Source organism: Arthrobacter sp. BL-252-APC-1A (assembly GCF_009696625.1).
Lineage (GTDB): Bacteria > Actinomycetota > Actinomycetes > Actinomycetales > Micrococcaceae > Arthrobacter_B.
Genome location: NZ_VULS01000003.1, coordinates 249,390 through 272,412, shown reverse-complemented (window position 1 = coordinate 272,412; position 23,023 = coordinate 249,390). Strand labels below are relative to the sequence as shown.

At 66.2% G+C, this 23,023-nt stretch carries 19 protein-coding genes and 1 pseudogene; 14 read left to right on the top strand and 6 right to left on the bottom strand.

Annotation, left to right across the window (positions count from 1 at the left end; all coding sequences use genetic code 11):
• The first annotated feature begins 40 nt into the window (after positions 1 to 40).
• The 5 genes from FYJ28_RS06455 to FYJ28_RS06435 all read left to right on the top strand — a co-directional run bounded on the left by FYJ28_RS06455 (position 41) and on the right by FYJ28_RS06435 (position 3,901).
• A complete protein-coding gene (locus FYJ28_RS06455; RefSeq protein ID WP_055240056.1) occupies positions 41 to 538 on the top strand; it encodes a hypothetical protein in 498 nt (165 codons plus the stop codon).
• Positions 535 to 1,530, top strand: coding sequence for a hypothetical protein (locus FYJ28_RS06450; protein ID WP_154578678.1), 996 nt, complete (start codon positions 535 to 537; stop codon positions 1,528 to 1,530). The genes FYJ28_RS06455 and FYJ28_RS06450 overlap by 4 nt, the downstream gene beginning before the upstream one ends.
• The gene (locus FYJ28_RS06445; protein ID WP_055240054.1) at positions 1,481 to 2,062 is read left to right on the top strand and encodes a hypothetical protein; all 582 of its coding nucleotides are present in this window, start codon (positions 1,481 to 1,483) and stop codon (positions 2,060 to 2,062) included. The genes FYJ28_RS06450 and FYJ28_RS06445 overlap by 50 nt, the downstream gene beginning before the upstream one ends.
• 4 nt (positions 2,063 to 2,066) lie before the next feature.
• Positions 2,067 to 2,498, top strand: coding sequence for a hypothetical protein (locus FYJ28_RS17300; RefSeq protein ID WP_055240053.1), 432 nt, complete (start codon positions 2,067 to 2,069; stop codon positions 2,496 to 2,498).
• Between the two features lie 431 nt (positions 2,499 to 2,929).
• On the top strand, positions 2,930 to 3,901 hold the full coding sequence (locus tag FYJ28_RS06435; RefSeq protein ID WP_154578677.1) for a D-2-hydroxyacid dehydrogenase: 972 nt from the start codon (positions 2,930 to 2,932) through the stop codon (positions 3,899 to 3,901).
• A gap of 41 nt (positions 3,902 to 3,942) precedes the next feature.
• On the opposite strand, the gene FYJ28_RS06430 is transcribed toward FYJ28_RS06435, so the two are convergent.
• The 4 genes and pseudogenes from FYJ28_RS06430 to FYJ28_RS17295 form a co-directional block, all read right to left on the bottom strand.
• Positions 3,943 to 5,655, bottom strand: a complete 1,713-nt coding sequence (locus FYJ28_RS06430; RefSeq protein ID WP_195840613.1) for an amidase — start codon at positions 5,653 to 5,655, stop codon at positions 3,943 to 3,945.
• Positions 5,655 to 6,713, bottom strand: coding sequence for an agmatine deiminase family protein (locus FYJ28_RS06425; RefSeq protein ID WP_229780297.1), 1,059 nt, complete (start codon positions 6,711 to 6,713; stop codon positions 5,655 to 5,657). The genes FYJ28_RS06430 and FYJ28_RS06425 overlap by 1 nt, the downstream gene beginning before the upstream one ends.
• 24 nt (positions 6,714 to 6,737) lie before the next feature.
• Positions 6,738 to 7,736, bottom strand: a pseudogene (locus FYJ28_RS06420) (amidohydrolase); the annotation flags it as partial.
• Positions 7,634 to 8,083, bottom strand: coding sequence for a TetR/AcrR family transcriptional regulator (locus FYJ28_RS17295; protein ID WP_229780296.1), 450 nt, complete (start codon positions 8,081 to 8,083; stop codon positions 7,634 to 7,636). The gene FYJ28_RS17295 and the pseudogene FYJ28_RS06420, both read right to left, overlap by 103 nt.
• Positions 8,084 to 8,208: 125 nt before the next feature.
• Between FYJ28_RS17295 and FYJ28_RS06415 the strand changes: the two genes are divergently transcribed.
• Both FYJ28_RS06415 and FYJ28_RS06410 read left to right on the top strand, forming a co-directional pair.
• A complete protein-coding gene (locus FYJ28_RS06415; protein WP_154578675.1) occupies positions 8,209 to 8,676 on the top strand; it encodes a hypothetical protein in 468 nt (155 codons plus the stop codon).
• A gap of 29 nt (positions 8,677 to 8,705) precedes the next feature.
• Positions 8,706 to 9,347, top strand: coding sequence for a hypothetical protein (locus FYJ28_RS06410; protein WP_154578674.1), 642 nt, complete (start codon positions 8,706 to 8,708; stop codon positions 9,345 to 9,347).
• A gap of 870 nt (positions 9,348 to 10,217) precedes the next feature.
• Here the strand turns inward: FYJ28_RS06410 and FYJ28_RS06405 are convergent.
• The gene (locus tag FYJ28_RS06405) at positions 10,218 to 11,249 is read right to left on the bottom strand and encodes an EamA family transporter (protein ID WP_326831554.1); all 1,032 of its coding nucleotides are present in this window, start codon (positions 11,247 to 11,249) and stop codon (positions 10,218 to 10,220) included.
• Positions 11,250 to 11,294: 45 nt separating this feature from the next.
• Between FYJ28_RS06405 and FYJ28_RS06400 the strand changes: the two genes are divergently transcribed.
• The 3 genes from FYJ28_RS06400 to FYJ28_RS06385 all read left to right on the top strand — a co-directional run bounded on the left by FYJ28_RS06400 (position 11,295) and on the right by FYJ28_RS06385 (position 16,285).
• Positions 11,295 to 11,771: a MarR family winged helix-turn-helix transcriptional regulator gene (locus FYJ28_RS06400; protein WP_055240116.1), complete on the top strand. Its 477-nt coding sequence runs from the start codon at positions 11,295 to 11,297 to the stop codon at positions 11,769 to 11,771.
• 100 nt (positions 11,772 to 11,871) lie between these two features.
• A complete protein-coding gene (locus tag FYJ28_RS06395) occupies positions 11,872 to 13,692 on the top strand; it encodes a bifunctional metallophosphatase/5'-nucleotidase (protein ID WP_326831553.1) in 1,821 nt (606 codons plus the stop codon).
• A gap of 691 nt (positions 13,693 to 14,383) precedes the next feature.
• A complete protein-coding gene (locus FYJ28_RS06385; protein WP_326831552.1) occupies positions 14,384 to 16,285 on the top strand; it encodes an FAD-binding monooxygenase in 1,902 nt (633 codons plus the stop codon).
• 71 nt (positions 16,286 to 16,356) lie between these two features.
• On the opposite strand, the gene FYJ28_RS06380 is transcribed toward FYJ28_RS06385, so the two are convergent.
• Positions 16,357 to 17,850: a collagen-binding domain-containing protein gene (locus FYJ28_RS06380; protein WP_154578672.1), complete on the bottom strand. Its 1,494-nt coding sequence runs from the start codon at positions 17,848 to 17,850 to the stop codon at positions 16,357 to 16,359.
• Positions 17,851 to 18,316: 466 nt separating this feature from the next.
• Between FYJ28_RS06380 and FYJ28_RS06375 the strand changes: the two genes are divergently transcribed.
• The 4 genes from FYJ28_RS06375 to FYJ28_RS06360 all read left to right on the top strand — a co-directional run bounded on the left by FYJ28_RS06375 (position 18,317) and on the right by FYJ28_RS06360 (position 23,012).
• The gene (locus FYJ28_RS06375; RefSeq protein WP_195840612.1) at positions 18,317 to 19,207 is read left to right on the top strand and encodes a helix-turn-helix transcriptional regulator; all 891 of its coding nucleotides are present in this window, start codon (positions 18,317 to 18,319) and stop codon (positions 19,205 to 19,207) included.
• A 160-nt stretch (positions 19,208 to 19,367) separates the two neighbouring features.
• Positions 19,368 to 20,651 carry an ion channel protein gene (locus tag FYJ28_RS06370; RefSeq protein ID WP_229780294.1) on the top strand — a complete coding sequence of 428 codons (1,284 nt, stop codon included), beginning with the start codon at positions 19,368 to 19,370 and terminating at the stop codon, positions 20,649 to 20,651.
• A 93-nt stretch (positions 20,652 to 20,744) separates the two neighbouring features.
• Positions 20,745 to 21,818, top strand: a complete 1,074-nt coding sequence (locus FYJ28_RS06365; protein WP_154578670.1) for an NAD(P)-dependent alcohol dehydrogenase — start codon at positions 20,745 to 20,747, stop codon at positions 21,816 to 21,818.
• A gap of 69 nt (positions 21,819 to 21,887) precedes the next feature.
• Positions 21,888 to 23,012: an NAD(P)/FAD-dependent oxidoreductase gene (locus FYJ28_RS06360; RefSeq protein WP_326831551.1), complete on the top strand. Its 1,125-nt coding sequence runs from the start codon at positions 21,888 to 21,890 to the stop codon at positions 23,010 to 23,012.
• Positions 23,013 to 23,023 lie beyond the last annotated feature (11 nt).

Sequence of the window (23,023 nt, the reverse complement as noted above, 5' to 3'; positions counted from 1 at the left end):
TACAGGCACAGAGTCCGGAAAAGACATGACGGGGAATTGAATGGCAGTGCGTTTTCGAAAGTCTGCCGGCGGGGACCGGGCCGCATCAGAAACCGCGGTCGCGTCCCTGGGCCTGGGCCAGCACGTCACCTTTGAAGAATTGCTCGACGTCGTTTCACAGGCGCACGGCAAACCGATCGAAATCCGGGAAATCGACAACTCGGCCATTCCCGCCGTTACCGGGCTGTGGATCGAAAAAGAAAAGAAATCGATCATTCTTGTGCCGTCCGGGGACAACCGGCTGCACCGAACCCACGCAGCCTGCCACGAATTCGGCCACATCCTGCTGCGTCATCAGGGATGCGGGGGAGTTGAAACGGCAAACCCGTCAGTCTTCCAGCACATTGGCAGCCGCAAGGGCATCAAACGGATGCTGGCGCGGTCGCTCGACTGGAATGAAACCGAGCGCGCAGCCGAGCACGTTGCCTATTTGCTGTCCCTGGCGCTGCTGCCGAAGGAGCCGGCCAGCCCGAGCGACTTCGAGCGAACCTTCCTGTGACGGCACTGCAGGTAATTCCTGTCCTGGTCCTCTGGTCCGTGGTCGGGGGCCGGCTGCTCGGCCTCGCGTTCGGGTGGAAACCCGGGATTCTCGGAGCAGTCTTCCTTGTTGCCCTCGCCGCTACGCTGAATATCGATCCGGTGTACCTCGCCGTCGACCGTTATCTGGGCGGCTGGAACCTGCTCAACCTGATCGTCCATCTGCTGATGGGCATCGGCATGACCGACCTCAGCAGGCTGCTGCTGCGGGTCACGGGCAGGGCCAGGCGAATAAAGGCGCTGATCTGCGTCGGCGCGGTGCTGGCCGCAGCCCAGATGGTGCTGCTTCTGATCTCCAATACCCAGGGATCTGCCGCCTCCTTCACCGACACCTTCGGTGACCAGCCGACCATCGCGCTCTACCAGGGAACCTTTTTCGCCTGGTTCGGCATGATCTCGGGCTACACCGGTGTGGAAACGCTGCGCCGGGACCGTGCAGGGGAGTCCCGGGCCTTCCGAATCGGCTTCAATCTGCTCAGCGCCGGGTGCTTTGTGGGCGTAGCGGCAGCCGCTTTGAAAATGTTTGAGATAAGCACCGAAATCCGCGGCGGCGGCGAGAATTACGACGACGCGCTGATCCTCGGGTACCGCATCCTCCTGGCTGCCATGGTTACCGGGTTCGCAGTCGGGTTCATCCTTCCCACCATCGGACGTATCCGGTCAGCACTCCGGGCACGGGCTGTGCGGAGATCGGACCTGGACGCGCTGCGGCCGATCGTCCGGCGCCTGATGGAGACCAGCGAAGGCCAGCGGTCCATGAGGGCTGCAAGCATCTCCCTGGAATCCCGGACATCCAAGACCCAGCTGTACCGTTGGTTTATCTTCATCGGCGACATCCGGGTCCTGGATCCGAAGCTGCTCTCCCCGCAGGAAAACCGCACCATTGACGAGATAGGCACAAGGATTGAGCACCACCATTCACCAGCCCGGAACACGGCGGCCTCTGGCGTCTAGTTATTCCAGGCTCCTGCAGCCCGCCCTGCTGCTGGCGGTGCTCGTGATCCTTGCGGGGTTGAAAGCCGGGATGTCTCTCCTGGGCGTTGCCGCGATCCTGGCGGGAATCGTGGGTGTCCCGGCCCTGCTGTACAAGGGGTCCAAGGGTCTCTTCCGCCGGTGGGGGCTGCCGGACCGGGCACGGATCATTCTGCTCGCCGTGCTGACTTTGGCCAGCACCATCGCCTGCTTCGTCCTTCCGCTCCCGGCACCCGTGCCGCTGACTGTAGCGGCAATGTTCCTGGGCAATGCGTCGCTGGCAATCTTCCGGCGGTGGCTGAATGTCTCCGCACATGTGTCGGTTGTGACGTTCACAGCGCTGTGGGTTACGGCTATGTTTGGGGGTGTCTGGGCGTGGCTGTTGATATCATCACCGTTGATGATGGTCAGCCGGGTTCAGCTTCGTGAACACACCTGGCCGGAGGCGCTGTCAGGCGCAGCACTTGGTGTGGCAACTTTCTGCTGTTTCCTCGCGGCAACAACCTGGAGCTAACTTCGTGAACGAACTCGATCTTCCCCCGGACCGCCAGGCGGCCGTCCGGCGAGCTGAAATCCTGGCCCGGAAGATCAATCTCCTGCTCGACGTGATCATGTCCGATTCGGGCAAGCCCTTCGATTACCCGGCCATCCGCGACGGCGCGCAAAAGGCGGGCTATTACCTTTCCCGCACCCGTTGGTCGCTGCTGAAATCCGGCAAGGAGCAGGTTGTTCCCGACGAAGCCCTGCGTGCGATTGCCGCTGTTTTCGACGTCGACCCGGAGTACCTGATTCAGGACGGAGGCAAGCTGCCCGAACGCGTGGAAGCCGAGCTTGAACTCATCCGCAGCATGCGCCGCGCGGAAGTGCGCAACTTTGCTGCGCGCGCCCTTGGGCCTGTGGACCCGGAAGCGCTGCGGGCGATCGCCAAAATCCTGGACGAAGACGACTAGCCTTTCCCACCCCGGAAATCTTTGACCCATCTACTAAGCACTGCTATGGTTTCACTCATGTCTCACACATGTGTGAAACACGAGTGATGCTATGGAATGGCGGACGGGGAAGTGCCCGCCCCAACGGCGAAGCTGAGGACATTATGTGGTTGGGGGACCACGTCTGCGGCTTCGGCCTGAGGGACGCTACGTGTCCCGAGGGCTGCGCACCCCGTCCGCGTTTCCCAGCCACTGCCAGGACCTGGTGTTCCGGCGATCAAGCAGGATCCACTGCCCGTGGGGGTGTCAGTGGAGATTGCGGGTAAAAGCCAGCGAAGCATATTCGCTGGCTTTTGCTGTATCCGGGCCAAGTCGGGACTGCAGGCGTCGGCGGCCCGTCCGGCGTCGTAACCTATGCGCGTTCGACCGCCTGCATCGCCTAGCCTGAGCGCATGGCTAAACCTGTGCTGACAATCCTCACCGGCAACCGCTCTGTCACGGGACTGGAACGCCTCGAAGAGCTGGCCGAGGTGCGCCTGGCTGACGATGCCACGGAGCTCGCCGAAGCGCTGCCCGGCACTGAGATTGTGTACCTGTGGAACTACTTCGCCGACGGCCTCCGCCAAGGCTGGGAGTGGGCCGATTCCCTGAAATGGGTCCATCTTCCCGCCGCCGGCGTGGACAAGCTGCTGTTCCCCGAGCTGGCTGCTTCTGAGGTCACCGTTACCAACGCCCGCGGGATCTTCGACGCTGCCATGGCAGAATACGCGCTGGCCGGAATCCTCTATTTCGCCAAGAACTTCCCGCAGGCCGGGCGCAACCAGCGCGAACGCCGCTGGAAGCATTTTCCTACTTCCAACCTGGGCGGGAGCCGGGCGCTGGTGGCCGGTACCGGAAGCATAGGGCGGAGCACCGCGCGGCTGCTGCGCGCCGTCGGAATTGAGGTTGACGGGATGGGGCGTACAGAGCGCGACGGCGATGCAGACTTTGGTGCCGTGTTCGCCAGCCGGGACTTCGCAGCGGTTGCCGGTGACTACGACTACGTGGTGCTGGCCGCGCCGCTCACCGACACCACCCGGGGCATGCTGAACCTGGATGTACTCTCAACCATGCGCCCGAGTGCAGTGGTGGTGAACATGGGCCGCGGCGAACTGGTGGACCAGTACGCCCTGCAGTCAGCTCTGGCTGCAGGCACAATTGGCGGTGCGGTCCTGGACGTTACGGATCCGGAGCCGCTGCCCGGGTCGGATCCGCTCTGGGGCCTGGACAACGTGCTGATCACTCCGCATCTCTCCGGTGATTCCCGCACGCACCTGCCTGCCATGGCGGAACAGTTTGAAGCCAACCTGCGGGCCTACATCGCGGGCAGACCGTTGGTAAACGTGGTGGACAAGCAGCTGGGGTTCGTTCCGGCGGGGTCTTAGGGGGAGGGAATTCCGGGGGCAGTCCTACAGCCGCGGAGTCCCTACAGCCGCGGAGTCCGGGGCGGCTCGGTCCGGCGGGAACCGCTCGCCTCAAACGCAGCACCAAACCTGAGCAGCGCATTGTCATCCCAGCCCCGGCCGGCAAAGGTCACCCCCACGGGCATGCCGGTATCCGCCATGGTGCCCATGGGCACCGTGACAGTCGGAATCCCGAGATGCCTCGGAACCAGGTTGCCGTTGGCCACCCAAACACCGTTCCGCCAGGCAAGCGCGGCCGACTCCGGGTTTACATCCGCATCCGCCGGACCCACGTCAGCCACTGCAGGAAATACCACGGCATCCAGTCCAAGCGAATCCATCCACACCTCCAGATCAACGCGACGGGTTTCCTCCAGCCCGCGCAGGCCCTCGGCGAGGTGCGGAATCCCGGTGAAGGATTCCACCGGATGGTTCCGCACATGGTCCGGGTAGTTGGCGATGTCGTCGTCGAACCCGGTGTACTGATCCGGCAGGGCACCCTCCGGGTGCGGGAAGATTGCGTCGCCGTCCACGTCCGCCAGCGTATTCAGGTTCGGGTCGCCGTTGGCCGCGAGGAAGTCATCCCACGCCCAGGCAGAAAGGTCCACTATCTCGCGGTGCAGGAACTCAGGGCTTACCAGCCCGCGGGTGGCGATGGTCGGAGCGCCGGGCCGGTCGCCTTCGTAGTTGGAGACCACGGGGAAGTCGACCTCCACCACCTCGGCGCCGGCAGCTTCCAGATCCCGGCGGGCGGCCCGCCACAGTTCAACCACCGATTCCCGGGTTTCAATGCGCTGCCCGGTCGGCCCGCCGATGCCCGGGGAGTCCGCTGTGCCGGCGTCGGGATCGGCGTTGATGTACATCTTCGGCACACCGAAGCGCTTTCCGGCCAGCACCCCGCGCGCAGCATCAGGCGCAGGGACAGCCAGGTCAGCGTACGACGGCGGACGCACCGACGAGGAGGGCGGAATCTCCACCCAGGGCTGGGCGCGCCAGAAATCTCCCCGGGTTTCGGCGTCGTCCGCGACGATCACGTCCAGGACCTCCAGCAGGTCCGCCATGGTCCGGGTGTGAGGGACCACCACATCCATGGTGGGAACCAGCGGCCAGTTCCCGCGGATCGAGATCACCCCGCGGGAGGGGGTGTACGCGCAGAGAGCATTGCACGACGCCGGAGCGCGGCCGGATGACCACGACTCCTCGCCCAGTCCGAACGCCGCGAAGCTGGCTGCCGTGGCCGTTCCGGATCCATTGGAGGATCCGGAGGCGAAGGCAGAGGTCAGAAAGTCAGCGCTGTACGGGCTCTCCGCGCGGCCGTAGAGGCCGCGCTGCATGCCGCCGTTGGCCATCGGGGGCATATTCGTCAGACCGATCAGCACCGCACCGGCGTTCCGCAGCCGGGAAATGGTGAACGCATCCTCCTGCGCCACCAGGTCAGCGAAGGCAGGGGAGCCCGCGGCCACGGTGAGCCCGCGGACCTTGAAGCTGTTCTTCGCCGTGTAGGGGATGCCGTCCAGCGGGCCGAGGGACTCCCCGCGGGCGCGCCGGGCGTCGGAGGCTCGCGCCTCGGCCAGCGCCTCCGGATTCCGGACAACGACCGCGTTCAGCTGCGGGCCGGACTGGTCGTAGGCCTCGATGCGGGCCAGATACGCGAGCACCAGCTCTTCGCTGGTGGTCTTCCCGGACTCCAGCGCCTCCCGCAGTTCGGCAATACCGGCCTCAACGACGTCGAACATCAGGCGCCTGCCTCGCGGCCGGCACCCAGCGCAGCGGGCTGCTGCTGGGTGATGCAGTGGATGCCGCCGCCGAACTCGAAGATGTCCCGGGCATCGACCAGTTCGATTGTCCGCCCCGGGTAGGCGCGGCCCAGGATCTCAGCGGCAGCGGCGTCGTTCGGGTCGTCGAAGGCACACAGCACCACCACGTTGTTGGCGACGTAGTGGTTGATGTAGGAGTAGTCCACGAAGCCGTCGCCCGCGTCGATCACGGTGGGGGCGGGCACGTCGATGAGCTCCAGCTTCCGCCCGCGGGCGTCCGTTGCTTCTTCCAGTACCGCGCGGATTTCCTGCATGACCTCGTGGTCCGGATGCGCCGGGTCATCCTGCCGGTGCAGCAGGACGGTGCCGGGGGAGGAGAAGCACGCCACGATGTCCACGTGGCCGCGGGTGCCAAATTCGTCGTAGTCCCGGGTGAGGCCGCGCGGCAGCCAGATCGCCTTCGACGTGCCGAGTCGGGCATGGACTTCGGCTTCGACGGATTCGCGGGTGGCCCCGGGGTTCCGCCCCGGATCCAGCTGCACCGTTTCGGTGAGGAGCACGGTGCCTTCGCCGTCGGTGTGGAATCCGCCTCCCTCGTTGACCAGGGTGCTGGCGTGCACCGGCGCTCCGGCCTGTCCGGCCACGAACCGGCCCAGCTGCGAGTCCTTGTCCCAGGCCGCCCAGTCCTGTGCGCCCCAGCCGTTGAAGATCCAGTCCACGGCGGCAATGCTGCCGTCCGCCGTGTGTACAAAGGTGGGGCCGGAATCCCGCAGCCAGGCGTCGTCCAGTTCGGCGGCCACAACTTTGATCCCGTCGCCGAGGGATTCGCGGGCCGCGTCGAGGTCCGCGGGATCGGCCAGGACACTGACCGGTTCGTAGCGGGCAATGGTGCGGGCGACGGCGGACCAGGCGGTGCGTGCCCTGTCCAGTGTGCCGCTGCCCGGTTCGCCGAAGGTGTCATTCGGCGGGGGAAATGCCATCCAGGTGCGTTCGTGCGGTGCCCATTCGGCGGGCATGGAGGTGTTGCTCGAAGACATTGCGGGAGGTTCCTTCGGGGTCGTTTAGCTCAGGGTAGCGGCAGCGGCGTCGAACACTGTCTCGCCGCCGGTAACGGTCAGTAACACGGCGTTGACCAGCAGGTTCTCTGCCGGTGCGGTGAGCGGGTCGGTTGCCAGGACGGTGAAATCGGCGCAGTAGCCGGGGGCGATCCGGCCCTGGCTCGCCTCGGCGCGGCAGGAGAATGCGGCGTCCCGGGTGGCGTGGCACAGCGCCTCGCCCAGGTCCAGGGCATACTGCGGGAGGTTGGCCGGCAGGCCGGGTTCCAGCGCCGATTTCCGGGTGGCCGCGACATAGAGGTTGGGCAGCGCCTGGTACGGGGCTGTCGGCGCGTCAGTGCTGATCGCCAGGGTGGCTCCGGCAGCGGTGAACTCCGTCCACGGATAGGCGCGGTCCACCCGGGAGTCGCCGAGCACCGCCTGCCAGTTTGCCTGGATGGCCGGGTCCGCGTGCACGGGCTGGACGGAGGGAACGACGCCGAGGTCCGCCAGCCGCTGCACGTTGGCTTCGGTGACGGTTTCCAGGTGTTCGATCCGGTGCCGGCGGTCCCGCGGACCGTTCGTGCGGACGGCATTCTCCAGCGCATCGAGGGCGATGTCCGAGGCTTCGTCGCCGATTGCATGCAGGGCCACCTGCAGGCCCGCGGCATCCGCGGCAGCCACTACGGGCAGCAGTGATTGCCGGTCCCAGATGGGTCCGGCGCTGCTGCCGTCCGCATACGGTTCCTTCATGGCGGCGGTGCAGCTGTCGATCACGCCGTCCACAATGATCTTGATTCCGCACAGCTGCAGCCACTCCGCGGCCGGGCTCGCGGTGAGCTGACGGGAGATTTCCAGGGCCCGCTCCACCTGGGCCAGGTTCTCCTCAGGGCTGTCGGTGCGGTGGATCAGCCAGTGTCCCTTCACCCGCAGCGGGAGCCTGCCATGGCGGCGGGCGAGGGCACGCTGGAACGCGGCGACGTCGTCGTCCTGCACCGCCATGTCCACGGCGCCGGTGACGCCGGCGGCAGCGTAGTGCGCGAAGGCGGAATCGAGCCAGGAATCCCGGTCTTCGTCGGTGGCGGCGTTCGCGAGGGCGGGCCAGACGCCCGGTAGGCGCGGATGACGGCGCGGAGTGCCTCATCCCACGGCAGGTCCTCCACGGGCACCTGCAGCCGCTCGGCGAAAACCTGGGCGCGGATCAGCTCGATGATGTGTTCGCGGTTCTGGATGTGGTTGTAGAGCGAGGACTGGCTGACCTCCAGCCGCTTGGCGATGCGGGGAAAGCTGAAGTTGCCGCTTTCATCAATGAGGTCCAAGGCGGTGCTGACAATTGCCTCTACCGAGAGCAGCAGCGAACGGGGGCGGGGCATCGAGCAAACTCCTTGGTTGGTGGTGTCCATAATCTACCGGTCCGGCCGGGTCCGGGGTCCGGTACCATCCGGTGCAACGGGCTCCGCCTCTCCCCGGAGCCGGCGGTTGCCGCTAGGCTCCGGGCATGGGATGGGGAGAGTTTTGGGATACAGCGGCCGGGTGGGCGATTATCTGGATTCCTGTGCTGGGGCCCCTGGGGATCCTGACAACAGCACTGATTGCCTATTTCGCGTACCGGCAGAAACTCGAGGCTGACCGCCGTGCGCAGTGGTGGGTCCGGGCGCAGTGGGCGCTTGAGGCCTCGCTGAGTGCGAACCCGCGGCGCTCACTGGCCGGGCTCGCGGTGCTGAATGACCTGAAGACCTCATCTCTGGCCACGAAGGAGGACCGGGAGCTCTTCCGGCTGATCGCGCTGACTGCGCGGGATGGACTGGCTGGAACTTCATCCCTCCGGGCGCCGGCTAGTTCCCAGCAGGCGCAGCCCGCAGGCGTGGAAGAGCTCATGCGGGAGCAGGTGGAACAGCTGCTCCTCGACGACCACCCCGGGCGGCCGGCCGGGTCCACTCCGGCTCCGCCTGAGGTGGCGCGCTAGGAGAAAGTCCGTTCCTGACCTGTGCGGGTATGGCCTCCCGGCACCGTCATCCGGGAAAGGTCCTTGCCGGGGTGCGACTGCCGCTCCTACCGTGGAAGAACCCGGAACTCATTGACCCTGCGGGCAGTGCCTGCGGTGTCCGGACCCGCGAGGCAACCATGGGAATCCAGCCGAACGACCCGATGTACAACTACAACCAGGGCTACCCAGGGGGTCGGCGATCCAACCAGGGCTGGGGCATGGCGCTCGCCGGCCTGATCCTGGGAATCATCGCACTTGGGCTGTTCTGGATTCCGGTCATCAACTTCCTGGCACTGGTGCTGGCGATCATTGGCCTGGGCCTGTCCATCGCGGGCCTGGTGATCGCGCTGCGCAACCAGAGTTCCGCCAAGGGCCTGTCGATTGCAGCGGTCATCGTCTCGGGGATCGCGTTCCTGCTCTGCGTCGCCAGCACCTTCCTGTGGTCGGCACTTTTCAGCGCAGTCGATGATGACTCCACCCGGCGGACCCCGGCGCCGGCCGTTACGGTGACCAGCCCGGCCACAACAGACGGAACGACGCCGTCGGTGTCCCCATCTGCCCCGGGCACCGGCGGAACCGGCACCGGCGGGACCGGAACCAGCGGTGCAGCAACCGGTTCGGCGGCCACCTCGAGCAGCCCGACTCCATAGTCAACTCCCTGATCCGGCATCAGCAAAGACTTTTCGGGACGGGCCATTGCAGTGGCGTTGGGCCCCTTTTACGGTGATTAGACCCGGAATCATCGACCCCGCAGGCTGGGAAGGGCACGAGTCCAGGTCCTTTTAGCGGCGGTGTCCCAACCTCAGCGAGGCGAGTCATGGGCACACAACCGAACGATCCGATGTACGGCTACGGTCCGGGACCCTATCCGCCGCCCATGCAGGACAACCAGGGCAGGGGACTGGCACTTGGCGGCCTGATCGTAGGCATTGTTGCGCTGGTCCTCTGCTGGGTCCCGGTTGTAGGGCTGGTGCTGGCGCTGGTGGGGCTGGGCCTGGCAATCGCGGCACTGGTGATTGCGGTCCGTCGCCGGACATCAGCGAAGGGCCTGGCCATTGCAGGCACCGTGGTTTCCGGCGTCGCGCTCATTGCGGCAATCGTCGTGGCCGCCTTCCTCTCGGCCGTGATCACGTCCATCAGCGATTCCGTAGAGAGCGCCTCGCCGTCTGCCAGCGGAACCAATCCGGCGACGTCGACCCCTTCGACAGGCACGGGATCTGCGTCCGCTACCGCTACGGCCGCGGAACTGCTGCCGATTGGCACAGCAGCTGAAGTCGGCGAGTACACGGTGACGGTTTCTAGCGTGCAGCTGGATGCCACGGCCGCGATCCTTGGGTTCAGCGAACTGAATCAACCGCCAGACGGCCAGTACGTCCTGGTGACGCTCGACGTCGTCTACAACGGCAACGAAGAAGGCGACCCATGGCTGGACCTGACAGCAAACTTCGTCGGATCAGACAGCCGGCAGTACGACGAATCCACCTGCAGTGCTGTCCTGGATCTCGAAGGGACCTCGGTTCCTACCCTCGAGAACGGCGGCGCAGCACAGTACGAGGTGTGTATGGATGTTCCTGCCGCAGCGCTGCCGGGACAGCGGGTGCTGGTCGAGGAGACCTTTGGCCTGACGCGGCCGCTCGAGGCGAGCTGGCGGACCGAATAGCTCGCGGCAGCCGTGGACCGGCCAACCGGGAGTCTCCGGGGCGGCGCCCGGCGACGTTCACCGCTATGAGCGCGACGAGGATCAGGCCCAGGCCTGCCAGCTGACCTGCGGTGAAGGATTCCCCCAGCACCGCCGCTCCGGCAACAGCCGCGACCACGGGACTGAGCAGGGACAGGAAACTCACTTCGGAAGCCTGCAGCCTGGCGATGCCGCGGAACCACAGCCAATACGCCGCCACCGTTCCAGCCACGGCCAGGTAGAGGTACCCGCCCAGGTTTACCGCCGTAAACGCCGGCAGCCTGAAACCTTCGACGGCGAGCATCACCGGCACCAGGAAGGTCCCGCCAGCCACGAGCTGCCATCCAGTCGAGACCAGCGGACCAACCGGCGGACGCCAGCGCTTGGTCAGCACAATCCCCGTGGCCATGGAGAATGCGCCGCCCAACGCGGCCAGCACTCCAAGGGCGTCCAGCCGTGCCCCGGCCTGCAGGACCAGCAGTCCCACACCGACGACGCCGCCCACTCCAGCGGCCAGCTTTACCGGCGTCAGGCGTTCACCAAGCAGTCCCGCGGCCAGGGACGCGACGATCAGCGGCTGAACGGCGCCGACCATGGCGGCCACACCGCCGGGCAGCCGGTAGGCCGCCATGAACAGCAGAGCGAGAAAGATGCCGAAGTTCAGCACGCCGAGCACTGCGGACTTCCACCACCAGGCACCCTGCGGCAGCCGTCGCAGCAGGATCAGGAGCAGCAGACCTGCGGGCAGGGACCGAAGCACGGCTGCGAGCAGCGGGCGGTCCGGGGGAAGGAGTTCGGAGGTGGCGAGGTACGTCGTTCCCCAGATAGCCGGCGCGAGTCCGGTCACGATGAGCAGGTTCAATTTGCTAAGCACTTAGCAATAATTACTTAAGCGCTTAGCAATGTCTAGACTGTGGGCATGACTGACCACGTGGAAGCTGTCCTGGCCCAGTGGGCCGCTGAACGTCCGGACCTGGATGTCTCGCCGATGGCGGTTCTTGGCCGGCTCAGCCGCACCTCCCGGCGCGTGGACGCCGAACTTGCCGGCACCTTTGCCGCACACAACCTCGACGCCGCGAGCTTCGACGTCCTGGCAACCCTCCGCCGCGCCGGTTCCCCGTTCACGCTCAGCCCCAAGGACCTCGCCGCGCAGTCAATGGTGACCTCTGCCGCCGTCGCCCAGCGGCTCAACCGGCTCGAGGCCAGGGGGCTGGTCTCCCGCTCGCGGAACAACGATGACGGGCGCGGAACGCTGGTCAGCCTCACTGCTGCGGGCAGGAAACTGATCGACGGGGCCCTGCCGGACCACGTTGCCACCGAACACCGGCTGCTTGAGCCGCTCACCGCCGTCGAACGCCAAACCCTGGCCGAACTGCTGGGAAAACTCGGAGGCTGAGGGCACCCAAACGGCTTCCGGGGGTTCCGGCGGCGTACCCAAGCGGGTAAGGCTGCCTAAGTAAGTTCTGACCGCACCACCCCCAAGGAGCTGGTTTTCCGTGCCATCCGATTCCATCCGGCGTCCCACCCGCGCGGCCGCCGTCCTGGCGGCAGCCTGTGCCGCTAGCCTGATTCTTATGCCCTCCGCCACAGCCGCCCCCGGAAACGGGAATGGCGGCAAGCCCGGCCATGCCGGGAAGGACCAGACCGCGAACTTGACCGTTATGGGTACCTCGGACCTGCACGGCTACATCGAAAACTGGGACTACTACAAGGACGCGGAGTACGACGACGCTGCCGGCAACGACGTTGGCCTCGCTAAGATTTCGGCGCTCGTCAACCAGGTGCGTGCAGACCGCGGACGGTCCAATACCCTGCTGATCGACGCCGGGGACACCATTCAGGGCACGTCGCTGACCGACTACTTCGCCAACGTGCAACCCATCACCGAGACCGGCGAAACCCACCCGATGGCCGCCGCCATGAACGCCATGGACTACGACGCCGCAGCCCTGGGCAACCACGAGTTCAACTATGGCACCGAACTGCTGGACCGGTTCGAGGATCAGGTGGACTTCCCACTGCTCGCCGCGAACGCGGTGGACTGGAACACCGGCGAGCCGGCGTTCACCCCGTACATCATCCAAACGGTCAAGCCGAAGGGCAACAAGCCCATCAAGGTGGGCATCCTGGGCCTGACCAACCCCGGCATCGCCATCTGGGACAAGGGCAACGTGGAAGGAAAGCTGCGCTTCCCGGACCTGGTGGAAACCGCTGCCAAGTACGTGCCGCAGATGAAGGCCGCCGGTGCCGACGTCGTGGTGGTCAGTGCGCACTCCGGCACCTCCCGTACGTCCTCCTACGGTGATGAGCTGCCGCTGGAGAACGCGGCAACCCAGGTGGCCGAGGAAGTGCCCGGCATCGACGCGATCCTCGTGGGGCACGCGCACCAGGAAATTCCCGAACGTTTCGTCACCAACAAGGCGACGGGGGAGCAGGTGCTGCTGACCGAACCGCTGAACTGGGGAATGCGGCTGTCCGTCATGGACTTTGAACTGGCCAAGGTGCGCGGGAAGTGGCAGGTTGAATCGGCGTCGGCCTCCCTGCTTAACGCGAACACCGTGGAGCCGGATCCGGTGGTCTCCGCGCTGGTCAAGGATGCACACCAGCGGGTGATCGACTACGTGAACACCCCGGTGGGCGCGGCGACCGAAACCATGCCTGCGGCCGAGTCCCGGTACCGTGACACGGCGGTGATCGACTTCGTCAACGAGGTCCAGACCGACGCCGTGGAGCGCGCGCTGGCAGGAACCGAGAATGCCGATCTGCCCGTGCTATCCGTCGCGGCGCCTTTCAGCCGGACGGCCGTGATCCCTGAGGGGCCTGTAACCATCCGTGACATCGCCGGGCTGTATGTCTTCCCGAACACCCTCTATGCCGTCGAAATGACCGGTGCGCAGATCCGCGACTACCTCGAATACTCGGCCAAGTACTTCGTGCAGACTGCGCCGGGTACTCCCGTTGATCCGGAAACCCTGACCAATGCGGACTGGACCCCTGACTACAACTACGACATGTTCTCCGGCATCTCCTACGACATCGACATATCGCAGCCGGTGGGGGAGCGGATCACCAACCTGGCGTTCGACGGCGCGGCGCTGGATGATGCCCAGCGCTTTGCCGTGGCGACAAACAATTACCGCCAGTCCGGCGGCGGCAACTTCCCGCACATTGCCGACGCCCCCGTACTGCTGAACCAGCAGACCGAGATCCGTGAGCTGCTGATCGACTACGTGGTGGCGAACCAGGTGATCGATCCGGCGCTGTTTGCTGAAGAGAACTGGCGGCTCGTCCGCGCCGGGGAGCCGGTGTTCGGGTAGGGGTTTGCTTGTTGGGGTGATCGTCCGGTGCCGGGGCCGGATCCGGGGCCGGATCCGGGGCCGCGCCCGGTCCCGGTGCCGGTCCCGGTGCCGGTGCCGGGGCCGCGACTCTGACCGTACCCGTGCCTGTGCCTGCGCCGGCCGCGGGTTCCGGTGCGGTGCCCGTGTCCGTGGCGCGCCCGTGGCGCGGGTGCGGCCGGGTGGTTCGGTGTGGCGTGTGGGACCGGCGCCATTCTCCTCCGTTTCGGGACAATCCTGCCGCGGCGGGACATTCCTGCCGCGGCGGGACATTCCTGCCGCGGCGGGACATTCCTGCCGCGGCGCCGCGCAGGAAAGTCCCAAAACGGCAGGGGAGTCCCAAACTGCAGGGAAGCGGGGGTGCAGGCCGTCCCAAAGCGGCAGGGATGTCCCAAACCGGAGCGGAACGTGTTGCCGGGCCAGCCCAAAATGGCAGGGATGTCCCAATGTGGAGCGGAACCCCGTGTGGGGTCGCCCAAAAACGTCAGGCGGGTAACTGCGACGTCGTTGGGTTAGCGACCGCTGTCACATTTGCAGCCGTGTTGTGACGTGCGTCATGCCTCCAGTACAGTGTCTGGACAGACCGTAATTCGACTATGGAACCACCTGTTCGATTATCGAACAGCATCTAGTTCGAATACCTGGCACCATTCCACAGAGAAGTGAGGACACCGTGCAGTTCCACCACCACGGCTACGTTTCCGGAGATCCGCGCATTGAGCCGGCGGCCGGCGTCGGACTCGACCGGCCGGACGAGCTTCCCGACGAAGTTGACGTCCTGATCGTAGGTTCCGGTCCTGCCGGAATGCTCGCCGCCGCACAGCTGTCCCAGTTCCCGAACATCACCACGCGCATTATCGAACGCCGTGACAGCCGCCTGGTCATCGGCCAGGCCGACGGCATCCAGGCCCGCAGCGTGGAGACCTTCCAGGCGTTCGGTTTCGCCGAGGAAATCATCGCCGAGGCCTACCGGATCACCGAAATGTGCTTCTGGCGCCCGGACCCGGAGAACCCGCAGAACATCGTGCGCTCCGGCCGTGCCCTTGATGATCCCACCGGCATCAGCGAGTTCCCGCACCTGATCGTGAACCAGGCGCGCGTACTGGACTACTTCGCCCGGTTCATGGCGAACTCCCCGGCACGCATGAAGCCGGACTACGGCTATGAATTCGTTGACCTGGAGGTCGACGACGACGCCGAGTACCCGGTCACCGTGACCCTCCGCCACACGGCAGGTCCGGCTGAAGGCAGAGAACGTACGGTCAAGGCCAAGTACGTGGTGGGCTGCGACGGCGCACGAAGCAAGGTGCGGCAGTCAATCGGCAGCACCCTGGCAGGCGATGCAGCAAACCACGCCTGGGGTGTCATGGATGTCCTGGCCTCCACCGATTTCCCGGACATCCGGACCAAGTGCGCCATCCAGTCCTCCAACGGCGGCTCGATCCTGCACATCCCCCGTGAAGGCGGACACCTGTTCCGCATGTACGTGGACCTGGGCGAAGTCCCCGAAGGCGACAACGGCGCCGTCCGTCAGACCAGCATCGACGAGATCATCGCCAAGGCCAACGCCATCCTGCACCCCTACACGCTGGATGTCCGGAACGTGGCCTGGCACAGCGTCTACGAGGTGGGCCACCGCCTCACCGACCGGTTCGATGACGTCCTGCCGGAGCAGGTCGGCAAGCGCACTCCGCGTGTTTTCATCACCGGCGACGCCTGCCACACCCACAGCGCCAAGGCCGGCCAGGGCATGAACGTTTCCATGCAGGACGGGTTCAACATCGCCTGGAAGCTCGGCCACGTGCTGGACGGACGCGCCCCGGAGAGCCTGCTGTCCACCTACTCTGCGGAGCGCCAGGTGGTTGCCAAGAACCTCATCGACTTCGATAAGGAATGGTCCACCCTCATGGCCAAGAAGCCGGAGGAGTTCGAGAACCCCTCCGATCTGGAGGACTTCTACGTCCGCACAGCGGAGTTCCCCGCAGGGTTCATGACCGAGTACGCCCCGTCCATGCTGATCGGTGAAGCCGTTCATCAGGACCTTGCCGCCGGCTTCACCATCGGCAAGCGCTTCAAGTCTGCTCCGGTGCTCCGGGTCAGCGACACCAACCCGCTGCAGCTGGGCCACCAGGCCAAGGCCGACGGACGCTGGCGGATCTACGTCTTCGCAGACGCCGCACCTGCCGGTACGCCGTCGCCGCTGACCGAGCTTGCCGACTGGCTGCAGAACGCACCGGAATCCCCGCTCGCTGCCCAGCCCGCCGGCGGAGACGACGACGATGCCTGGTTCGATGTGAAGGTGATCTACCAGCAGGACCACACCGGGATCGATATCAATGCCGTACCGTCCGTCTTCAAGCCGCAGGTTGGCCCGTTCCGCCTGACCGATCTGAACAAGGTCTACGGCACTAACCCGGAGGCCGACATCTTCGACCTGCGCGGCCTGGACCGTAACGGCGTGATGGTGGTGGTCCGGCCGGACCAGTACGTTGCGAACGTGCTGCCGCTGACCGCGACGGCCGAGCTCGGCGAGTTCTTCGCCCCGCTGCTGCCGGCACGCCAGCCGCAGCACTAAGTACACATAAACAAACGACGACGGCGGCACCCGCGCGGGTGCCGCCGTCGTCCTTTTTATTCAGTCAGGGGCTAGGCGTGCCGGCCCTTCCGTCCGCCAAAGAACAGAACCAGGCCCGCTGTCAGGAGCAGGACAGCGACGGCGCCAATTGCCAGTGCGCCGGCCGATCCGGTTGCTGCCAGAACGGAACCCGGTGCGGAGGCGGGCGCGGAAGAAGCATCCGCCGCTGACGCCGAGGGAGCACCCGGATTAGTGCCTCCCGCAGCTGGAGCGCCGGACGGGTCAGCCGAGGGAACCACTGCCGCCGGCTCCGTCGGTTCGCTTGGCTCCACAGTCGGTTCGCTTGGCTCTGCCGTGGGTTCTGCGGGGGTGGTGGTGCTGGGCTCCGGCGTGGGCACTACGGGCGCGGAGGCTGCACACGGAAGCTCGCCAAGGAACGTGTGGTGGTGGAGTTCCCCGGCCCCGGCACTGGTGAAGCTGCCGGTGAGCCACTGGCCGTTGTGCGTGACATTCGAGTTGAACGCCACGCTCGCCGTCGGTGCATACACGGCACCCATCTCGAGGCCGTCAACCAGCACGTTTCCAGTTACCTCGGAGAGATCCAGGAAGATGTAGCGCGCCAGGGCCTGGCCTGCTCCAGCGGAGGACCAGCCCTCAAAGTTCAACCTGCCAACCTCCGTGGTGCCTGCAGGGACCTTGATCACCAGGGGAGCCTCAGCGGTGGGGCGGTAGCCGTTGGCGTTGTCGCCCTTGATCGTTTTGCCGGCAACGTCGCTGTAATTGAGCACATTGGGTTTGTCCGCGGCGTAGGGGCCGGGCATCACCATTGAGTTGTCGTTCTTCACGGGCACCGTGTGGGCGAGTCCGTTGGCCAGATCGTACATCGAGGCCAGGCACTGACTCGTTCGGCTCAGCTGCGCAGCCCTGTTCGGGAAATACGCGCCGACCGACGGTTCAGCCGTCGCCAGCAGGCCCAGGTCGGTTGCGTACCCGCTCTGGAACGGCACCGGCTTGAGGTCCAGGTTGCCGCCGTCAGTATTGGTGACACGAAGGAAGTCCCTTCCGTCGTTACCACCGCCGCGCGCAGAACCGGAGAGGTTCGCGGTCTGTACCAGCTTCACGCCTGCCCCGGCTTCCGGACTTCCGGGCTGGGCACTGCGGTTAGTGAGGTCGACGCTGCCTGCACCGGTGTACTCCGCAGCGAGAATGCGCACCGGGACGCCGTCGATGAGCGGCACGGTGTAATCCGCCAGTCCGGCGACCTGGTGGACCACGGGATAGCCGTTCTGGTTGGCCGTCGAAATCCGGCCGTCGACGGCGATGGATCCCTCCATCTCACCGTTGCCCAGAACGGCGTCCCCGGAGACATACAGCGTGAATCCCTGGTTCACTTCGAACGGATTGAAGTTCCCGGTCCCCGCTGCCGAGGCACCCGTGGCCCAGGGCCCGGCAGCCAGGGGAGCGGCGAGCAGGGCCGCCATGACACCGGCGGAGGCCAGGACCGCGCCCGTGCGGCGTCTGGTTGGTGTTGGGCGGGTTGATCCTTCAGGGAGCAGTGGTTTCACAGTTGTTTTCCTTTGGTGGCGGACCCAGAATCCGGAGCGCAGAGCCGAATGGATGGCAGCACGGCGCGGCAGGCCTGGGGCATGGGTTGGAAGCCGGTTCCCTGGTTGGGGGAAACAGGGAACCGGCGGACTAGGGAGGGGATATGACCGGGGCAGCCGGAAAAGTGCCGGCAGAGGCCTTGCCGGTCTATCCGGGTGGACGGGTGGCGCGGCGCGGCCAGGTGCATGGCCTGGGGCCTGAGGAAGAGAGCGGCATCTTGCCGTACACGATCTTCACCGTCGTCCTAGATTCAAAGCTGACCCCGCTCGTGGCGGGCTTATCCCACGGAATCACGGACCGGCGAAGAGGACGCGCGCTGTGTCGCTTTCCTTTATGACCCTGTCGTCCGGCTGGACTAAGCTCGAAACTACGACGAGGTTCGCCGTCAGGCCGGGATGCTGGTTCGTCCCAGGAACGGGGAGACAGATGGCACGGGCGGGGAGCGAAGCAGCTACCTGGCTGGACGAGCTGGGCATGGACCCGCTCCGGATCGGCGGCGGCAGGCCGCCCGCAATCCTTGAACGGCGTGTTGGTGCCGTGTGCATCCGCCGGATCTCGATGAGTCCCTTCGATAAACCCAGCACACCGCTGGTGGAGCCGAACGACGTTTTCTGGACATCAGTGCTCGCCGGAAGCCTGAAAGTTGAAGGGCGCGGCGCACAGATGCTCCTAACCAGGGAGGTCTCCACCGTCCGGCGGGGACTGGGGGTCAGCCGGTCGAGGACAGCGGCCGGTGCCGACCTGCTTTCCCTGGCTGTTCCCCAGGACCGGATACGGGACCGGGGACTGAAAACCGAGCACCTGCTGCTGCCGGTGGATGCCCTGGCCAGGAGTGCCCAGGACTACCTCTTGATGCTCCTCCGGCGGCGGTTCGATTCCGCTTCCCCGGCCAATGCCAGCCTGGGAGCAGCTGTCGAGGAGATGCTGGTTGCCATGCTGATGGAGCAGGAAGGATACCGTGCCGATTCGGCGTCCGTTTCCGGTGCCCTCCGCCTGCGTGCCGAAGCCATGATCCAGTCCCGCTGCACGGACCAGGAAACCGGGCCGCAGACGGTTGCAGATGCGTTGGGAGTCTCGCTGCGAAGCCTGCAGCGCGCCTACGCGGAGGCGGGAACTACCGTTTCCGCGCGTATTGATGGTCATCGCCGTGCCAAGGCTGAGCAGTTGATGCGGGGTTCGGCCCGAATGAGCTTTGACGAAGTCGCGGCGAAGGCCGGTTTCCGCTCTACGTACCAGCTTCGCCGCGTAATTCAGCAGACCCACGGAGTGTCGCTGCGGGAGTTCCGCCATCACACGGGTTCGGCGCACCTTCCCTAGCTGGATGGGAAGAGCCCGAATAGGGCCTCCGCCGGGGTCGACTGCCCGCGCACGGTGTCCGCGCCGCAGCACAGCGGCGTAGCGTGTAGCCAGTATCTGCGTTCAAATCCTGCCCCGCCCTAACCGTGCGCGGCGTATGCCGATCGCTGGAAGACCTGCCATGGCCGAGCCCGCAGCTAAGAGCCATCCGGAGGGCAGCCGTGTCCGGATGCTCGCCGCGGCCTCAGTTCCGGCGATCCTGACTGGAGTTCTCTCCGCGCTGATCCTCTTCGCCTTTGATGAGCTCAGCCTGCTGCTTCAGCACCTGCTCTGGGAGAACCTCCCGCATGCGGTCGGCGCAGACCCGGAGGGCGGATGGTGGATCTTCGGGATGCTGACGGCCACCGGGCTGGCAGTTGGGCTGATCGTCCGGTACGCGCCGGGGCACGCGGGCCCGGATTCGGCAGCCTCTGAGCTGGGCGGGCAGGCCCTGCCGCTGCGTGTGGTGCCCGGTCTGGCAGCCGCCGCCGTCGTAGGCCTGGCAGGCGGAGTGAGCCTGGGCCCGGAGAATCCCGTCATTGCCATCAATACTGCTGTCCTAACTGCTCTTTTGGCCCGGGCCTTTCCCCGTGTTCCGGGGAAACTCGTGGCCGGTCTGGCTGTAGCAGGAACCGTAGGGGCGCTGTTTGGCACCCCCGTTGCGGCGGCCCTGGTCTTCACCGGCCTGGCTGGATCGATTGCCGTCAAAGGGGCACTCTTTGACAAGCTCTTCCTCCCGCTGGCTGCGGCCGGGGCGGGCGCCGTGATGATGAACCTGCTGAGCGGAACGCTTCTGAACTTCACCGTGCCGCAGGGCGGGGCGCGGAGCGGATGGGATGTGCTCACCGCCATGGTCGTCGCGGCGGCGGCAGCCGGGTTTGGGCTGCTGGGAGTATTCGCCTTTCGGTGGGCACACCGCTGGGCCCACCGCCTGCGCAGCCCAATCCTGTTCACCACGCTGGGCGGGGCCCTGCTCGGCCTGCTCGGTGTGCTCGGCGGCCCGCTCACCCTGTTCAAGGGCGCCGAGGAATCGAAGGAGCTGCTGGCCGTCGGGGGAGAGTCTTTTGGAGTTTTGCTGCTGCTGGCCGTCGTCAAACTTGCTGCCCTGGTGGTGGCCGCGGCCACCGGATTCCGAGGCGGCCGGATTTTTCCTGCAGTCTTTGTCGGCGTTGCGTTCGGCCTGGCTGCCGCGGCACTGGTTCCGGCGGTACCGGCCAGCGTGGCAGTATCAGCCGCCGTACTCGGCCTGGTCCTGGCGGTAGCCCGCGACGGCTGGGTGGCACTGTTCATCGCCATCGTCGTCTCCGGGGACGTAACTTTGTCAGCGGTCCTGTGCCTGGCCGTGCTCCCCGCGTGGCTGGTGGTCACCGGTGCGCCGCACATGCTTGCGGAGGACGACGGCGGCGGGCACCCGGCTGGCAGCTGAGGCCACCGCCGGATCCGCCTGGGCGGCAGGGGTGTTGGCGGCCCGGAACTGCGGGATACGATTCCCGCCACAGTCCAATGCAAAGGAGCAGGCATGAAAGCTGTACGGGTACACCGCTACGGGGAAGACGCACGCATTGACGATGTTCCCGAGCCGGAAATATCCGGACCGTGGGACGTCCTGGTCCGGGTTGGCGCCGCCGGAGTCTGCCGCACCGACCTGCACGTGCTCGAGGGGCAGTGGGATGCGATCCAGCGGCCCGAACTTCCATACATACTCGGACATGAAAATGCCGGCTGGGTGCTGGAGACCGGATCCGCGGTCACCAGCGTGGCGCCGGGTGACACGGTGATCATGCACCCGGTCATCGCCTGCGGGCTGTGTGCCCCCTGCCGGGCGGGGGAGGATTCGCACTGCGAGGCCTCGTCCTTTCCGGGCCTGAACGCCGACGGCGGCATGGCAGAGCTGCTGAAGACCAGCGCCCGCGCCGTGGTGAAGCTGGAACCCTCCGTAGCGCCCGCGGACGTCGCCGCCCTGGCCGACGCCGGACTCACCGCGTACCACGCGGTACGCAAGGCCGTGCCGCTGCTGCCGCCGGGATCCGAGGCAGTGGTGATCGGTGCCGGCGGGCTGGGGCACATCGGCGTGCAGTCCCTCAAGGCCCTGACCGGGGCACACATCACCGTCGTTGACACCTCGGATGCAGCCCTGACACTGGCCAAGGACCTCGGCGCCGACGCGACTGTGAATCCCAATGACCTGCACCCCGCTGCCCGCGCTGTCGGGGAGCCCCCGGCAGACGCCGTCGTACTGGCGGTCCTGGACATCACCTGCGGGGGAGCGCACGTTGTATTCGACTTCGTGGGCGAGCACGGCACTGAGATCACGGGGCCGGCAATGCTGCGCAACCGCGGCAGCTACTATGCCGTCGGCTATGGCGGCACAGTCATGCTGCCGACCATTGACCTGATTTCGCGCGAGATCAGCGTGGTCGGAAACCTTGTGGGCACCTACCGGGACCTCGTGGAACTCATGACCCTCAACTCGCTGGGCCAGATCACCCTCACCACCAGCAGTTATGACCTTCTGGATGCCGTCCAGGCACTGCACGACCTGGACGCCGGCAAACTCACCGGACGGGCAATCCTGGTCCCCGGGCTGGAGTAGGCCTGCCCGCTCCGGGCACCGGCAGATAGGCTCGAAACCGCAAGCAATGCCGAAGGAAAGGCGGAACCGGTGGAAGGCACAAGGCAGGTCGCTGTGGTTGGCGGCGGCGTCCTGGGACTCTCGACGGCGGTGCAGCTGCTGCGCGGCGGAGCGGAAGTGCTCCTGCTTACCGAAACCGAAGTCGGCAGCGGGGCTTCCGGGCGGTCCCTGTCCTGGCTGAATGCCGGCGGCGGGTACTCCGATCCGTACTTCAGGCTGCGGATGGCCGGCATCGACCGTTACCGGACACTGCTGGCACGCAACCCCGGAGTGGATTGGCTGGCATTTGACGGCGGACTGTACTGGGATGACGACCCGTTCACTGTCATTGAGCGGCACAACGAGCAAAGCAGGCAGGGCTACGACGCGCGGATGCTGGACAGGGACGATGTTCCCGCGGAGGTTCCCGGCGTCGATCCCGGGGTTCTGCCCCACCGGGTCCTGGTCAACCCGGGCGAAGGATGGGTGTCCCTGCCGCACCTGGTACGGCGATTGGCAGAAGAGTTCACCCTCGGCGGCGGAGTCCTGATTGAACACGCCGGACTGTGCACGGTGGTGGGAGGCGATGGTGCCCCGGCACGCGGCGTTCGCACCGGGACCGGCGAGGAATATCCGGCCGACGCCGTTGTGCTGGCCTGCGGTGCCGGGACTCCGGCGGTGGTGGGACAGCTGGGAGTCGAGCTGCCCAATGCCTCAGACAAGGCGATGCTCCTCATCAGTGCTCCCCTGGAGCACGGCCTGCGCGCTGTGCTTAACACGCCGCGGATCTCACTGCGCCCCCATCCGGGCGGGCGGCTGGCGATGGACCACACCTGGTACCTGGACCGGGTTGTCCAGCGGCCAAACCACAGCTGGGACGCAGACCCCGCGGTCATGGCGGAGCTGGCCGCGGAGGCCTCGCGGGTGCTGGCCGGAAATCCGCAGGTTGTGGTGGAGAGCTGGCAGCCTGGGCTGAAACCGGTGCCCGCCGACGGCGAACCCGTGTTCGGTGAGCTGCAGGCCGTCCGGGGATGCTGGGTGGCGTTCACCCACTCCGGAGCCACCCTCGGCCTGATCGGAGGAGAGCTGGTGGCCGATGAAATCCTTACCGGGCGGCGTCATCCGCTGCTTGAGCCGTTCCGCCCCGAACGCTTCGGTTTCGGCTGGGAGTCCTGACTCCCGCGGAG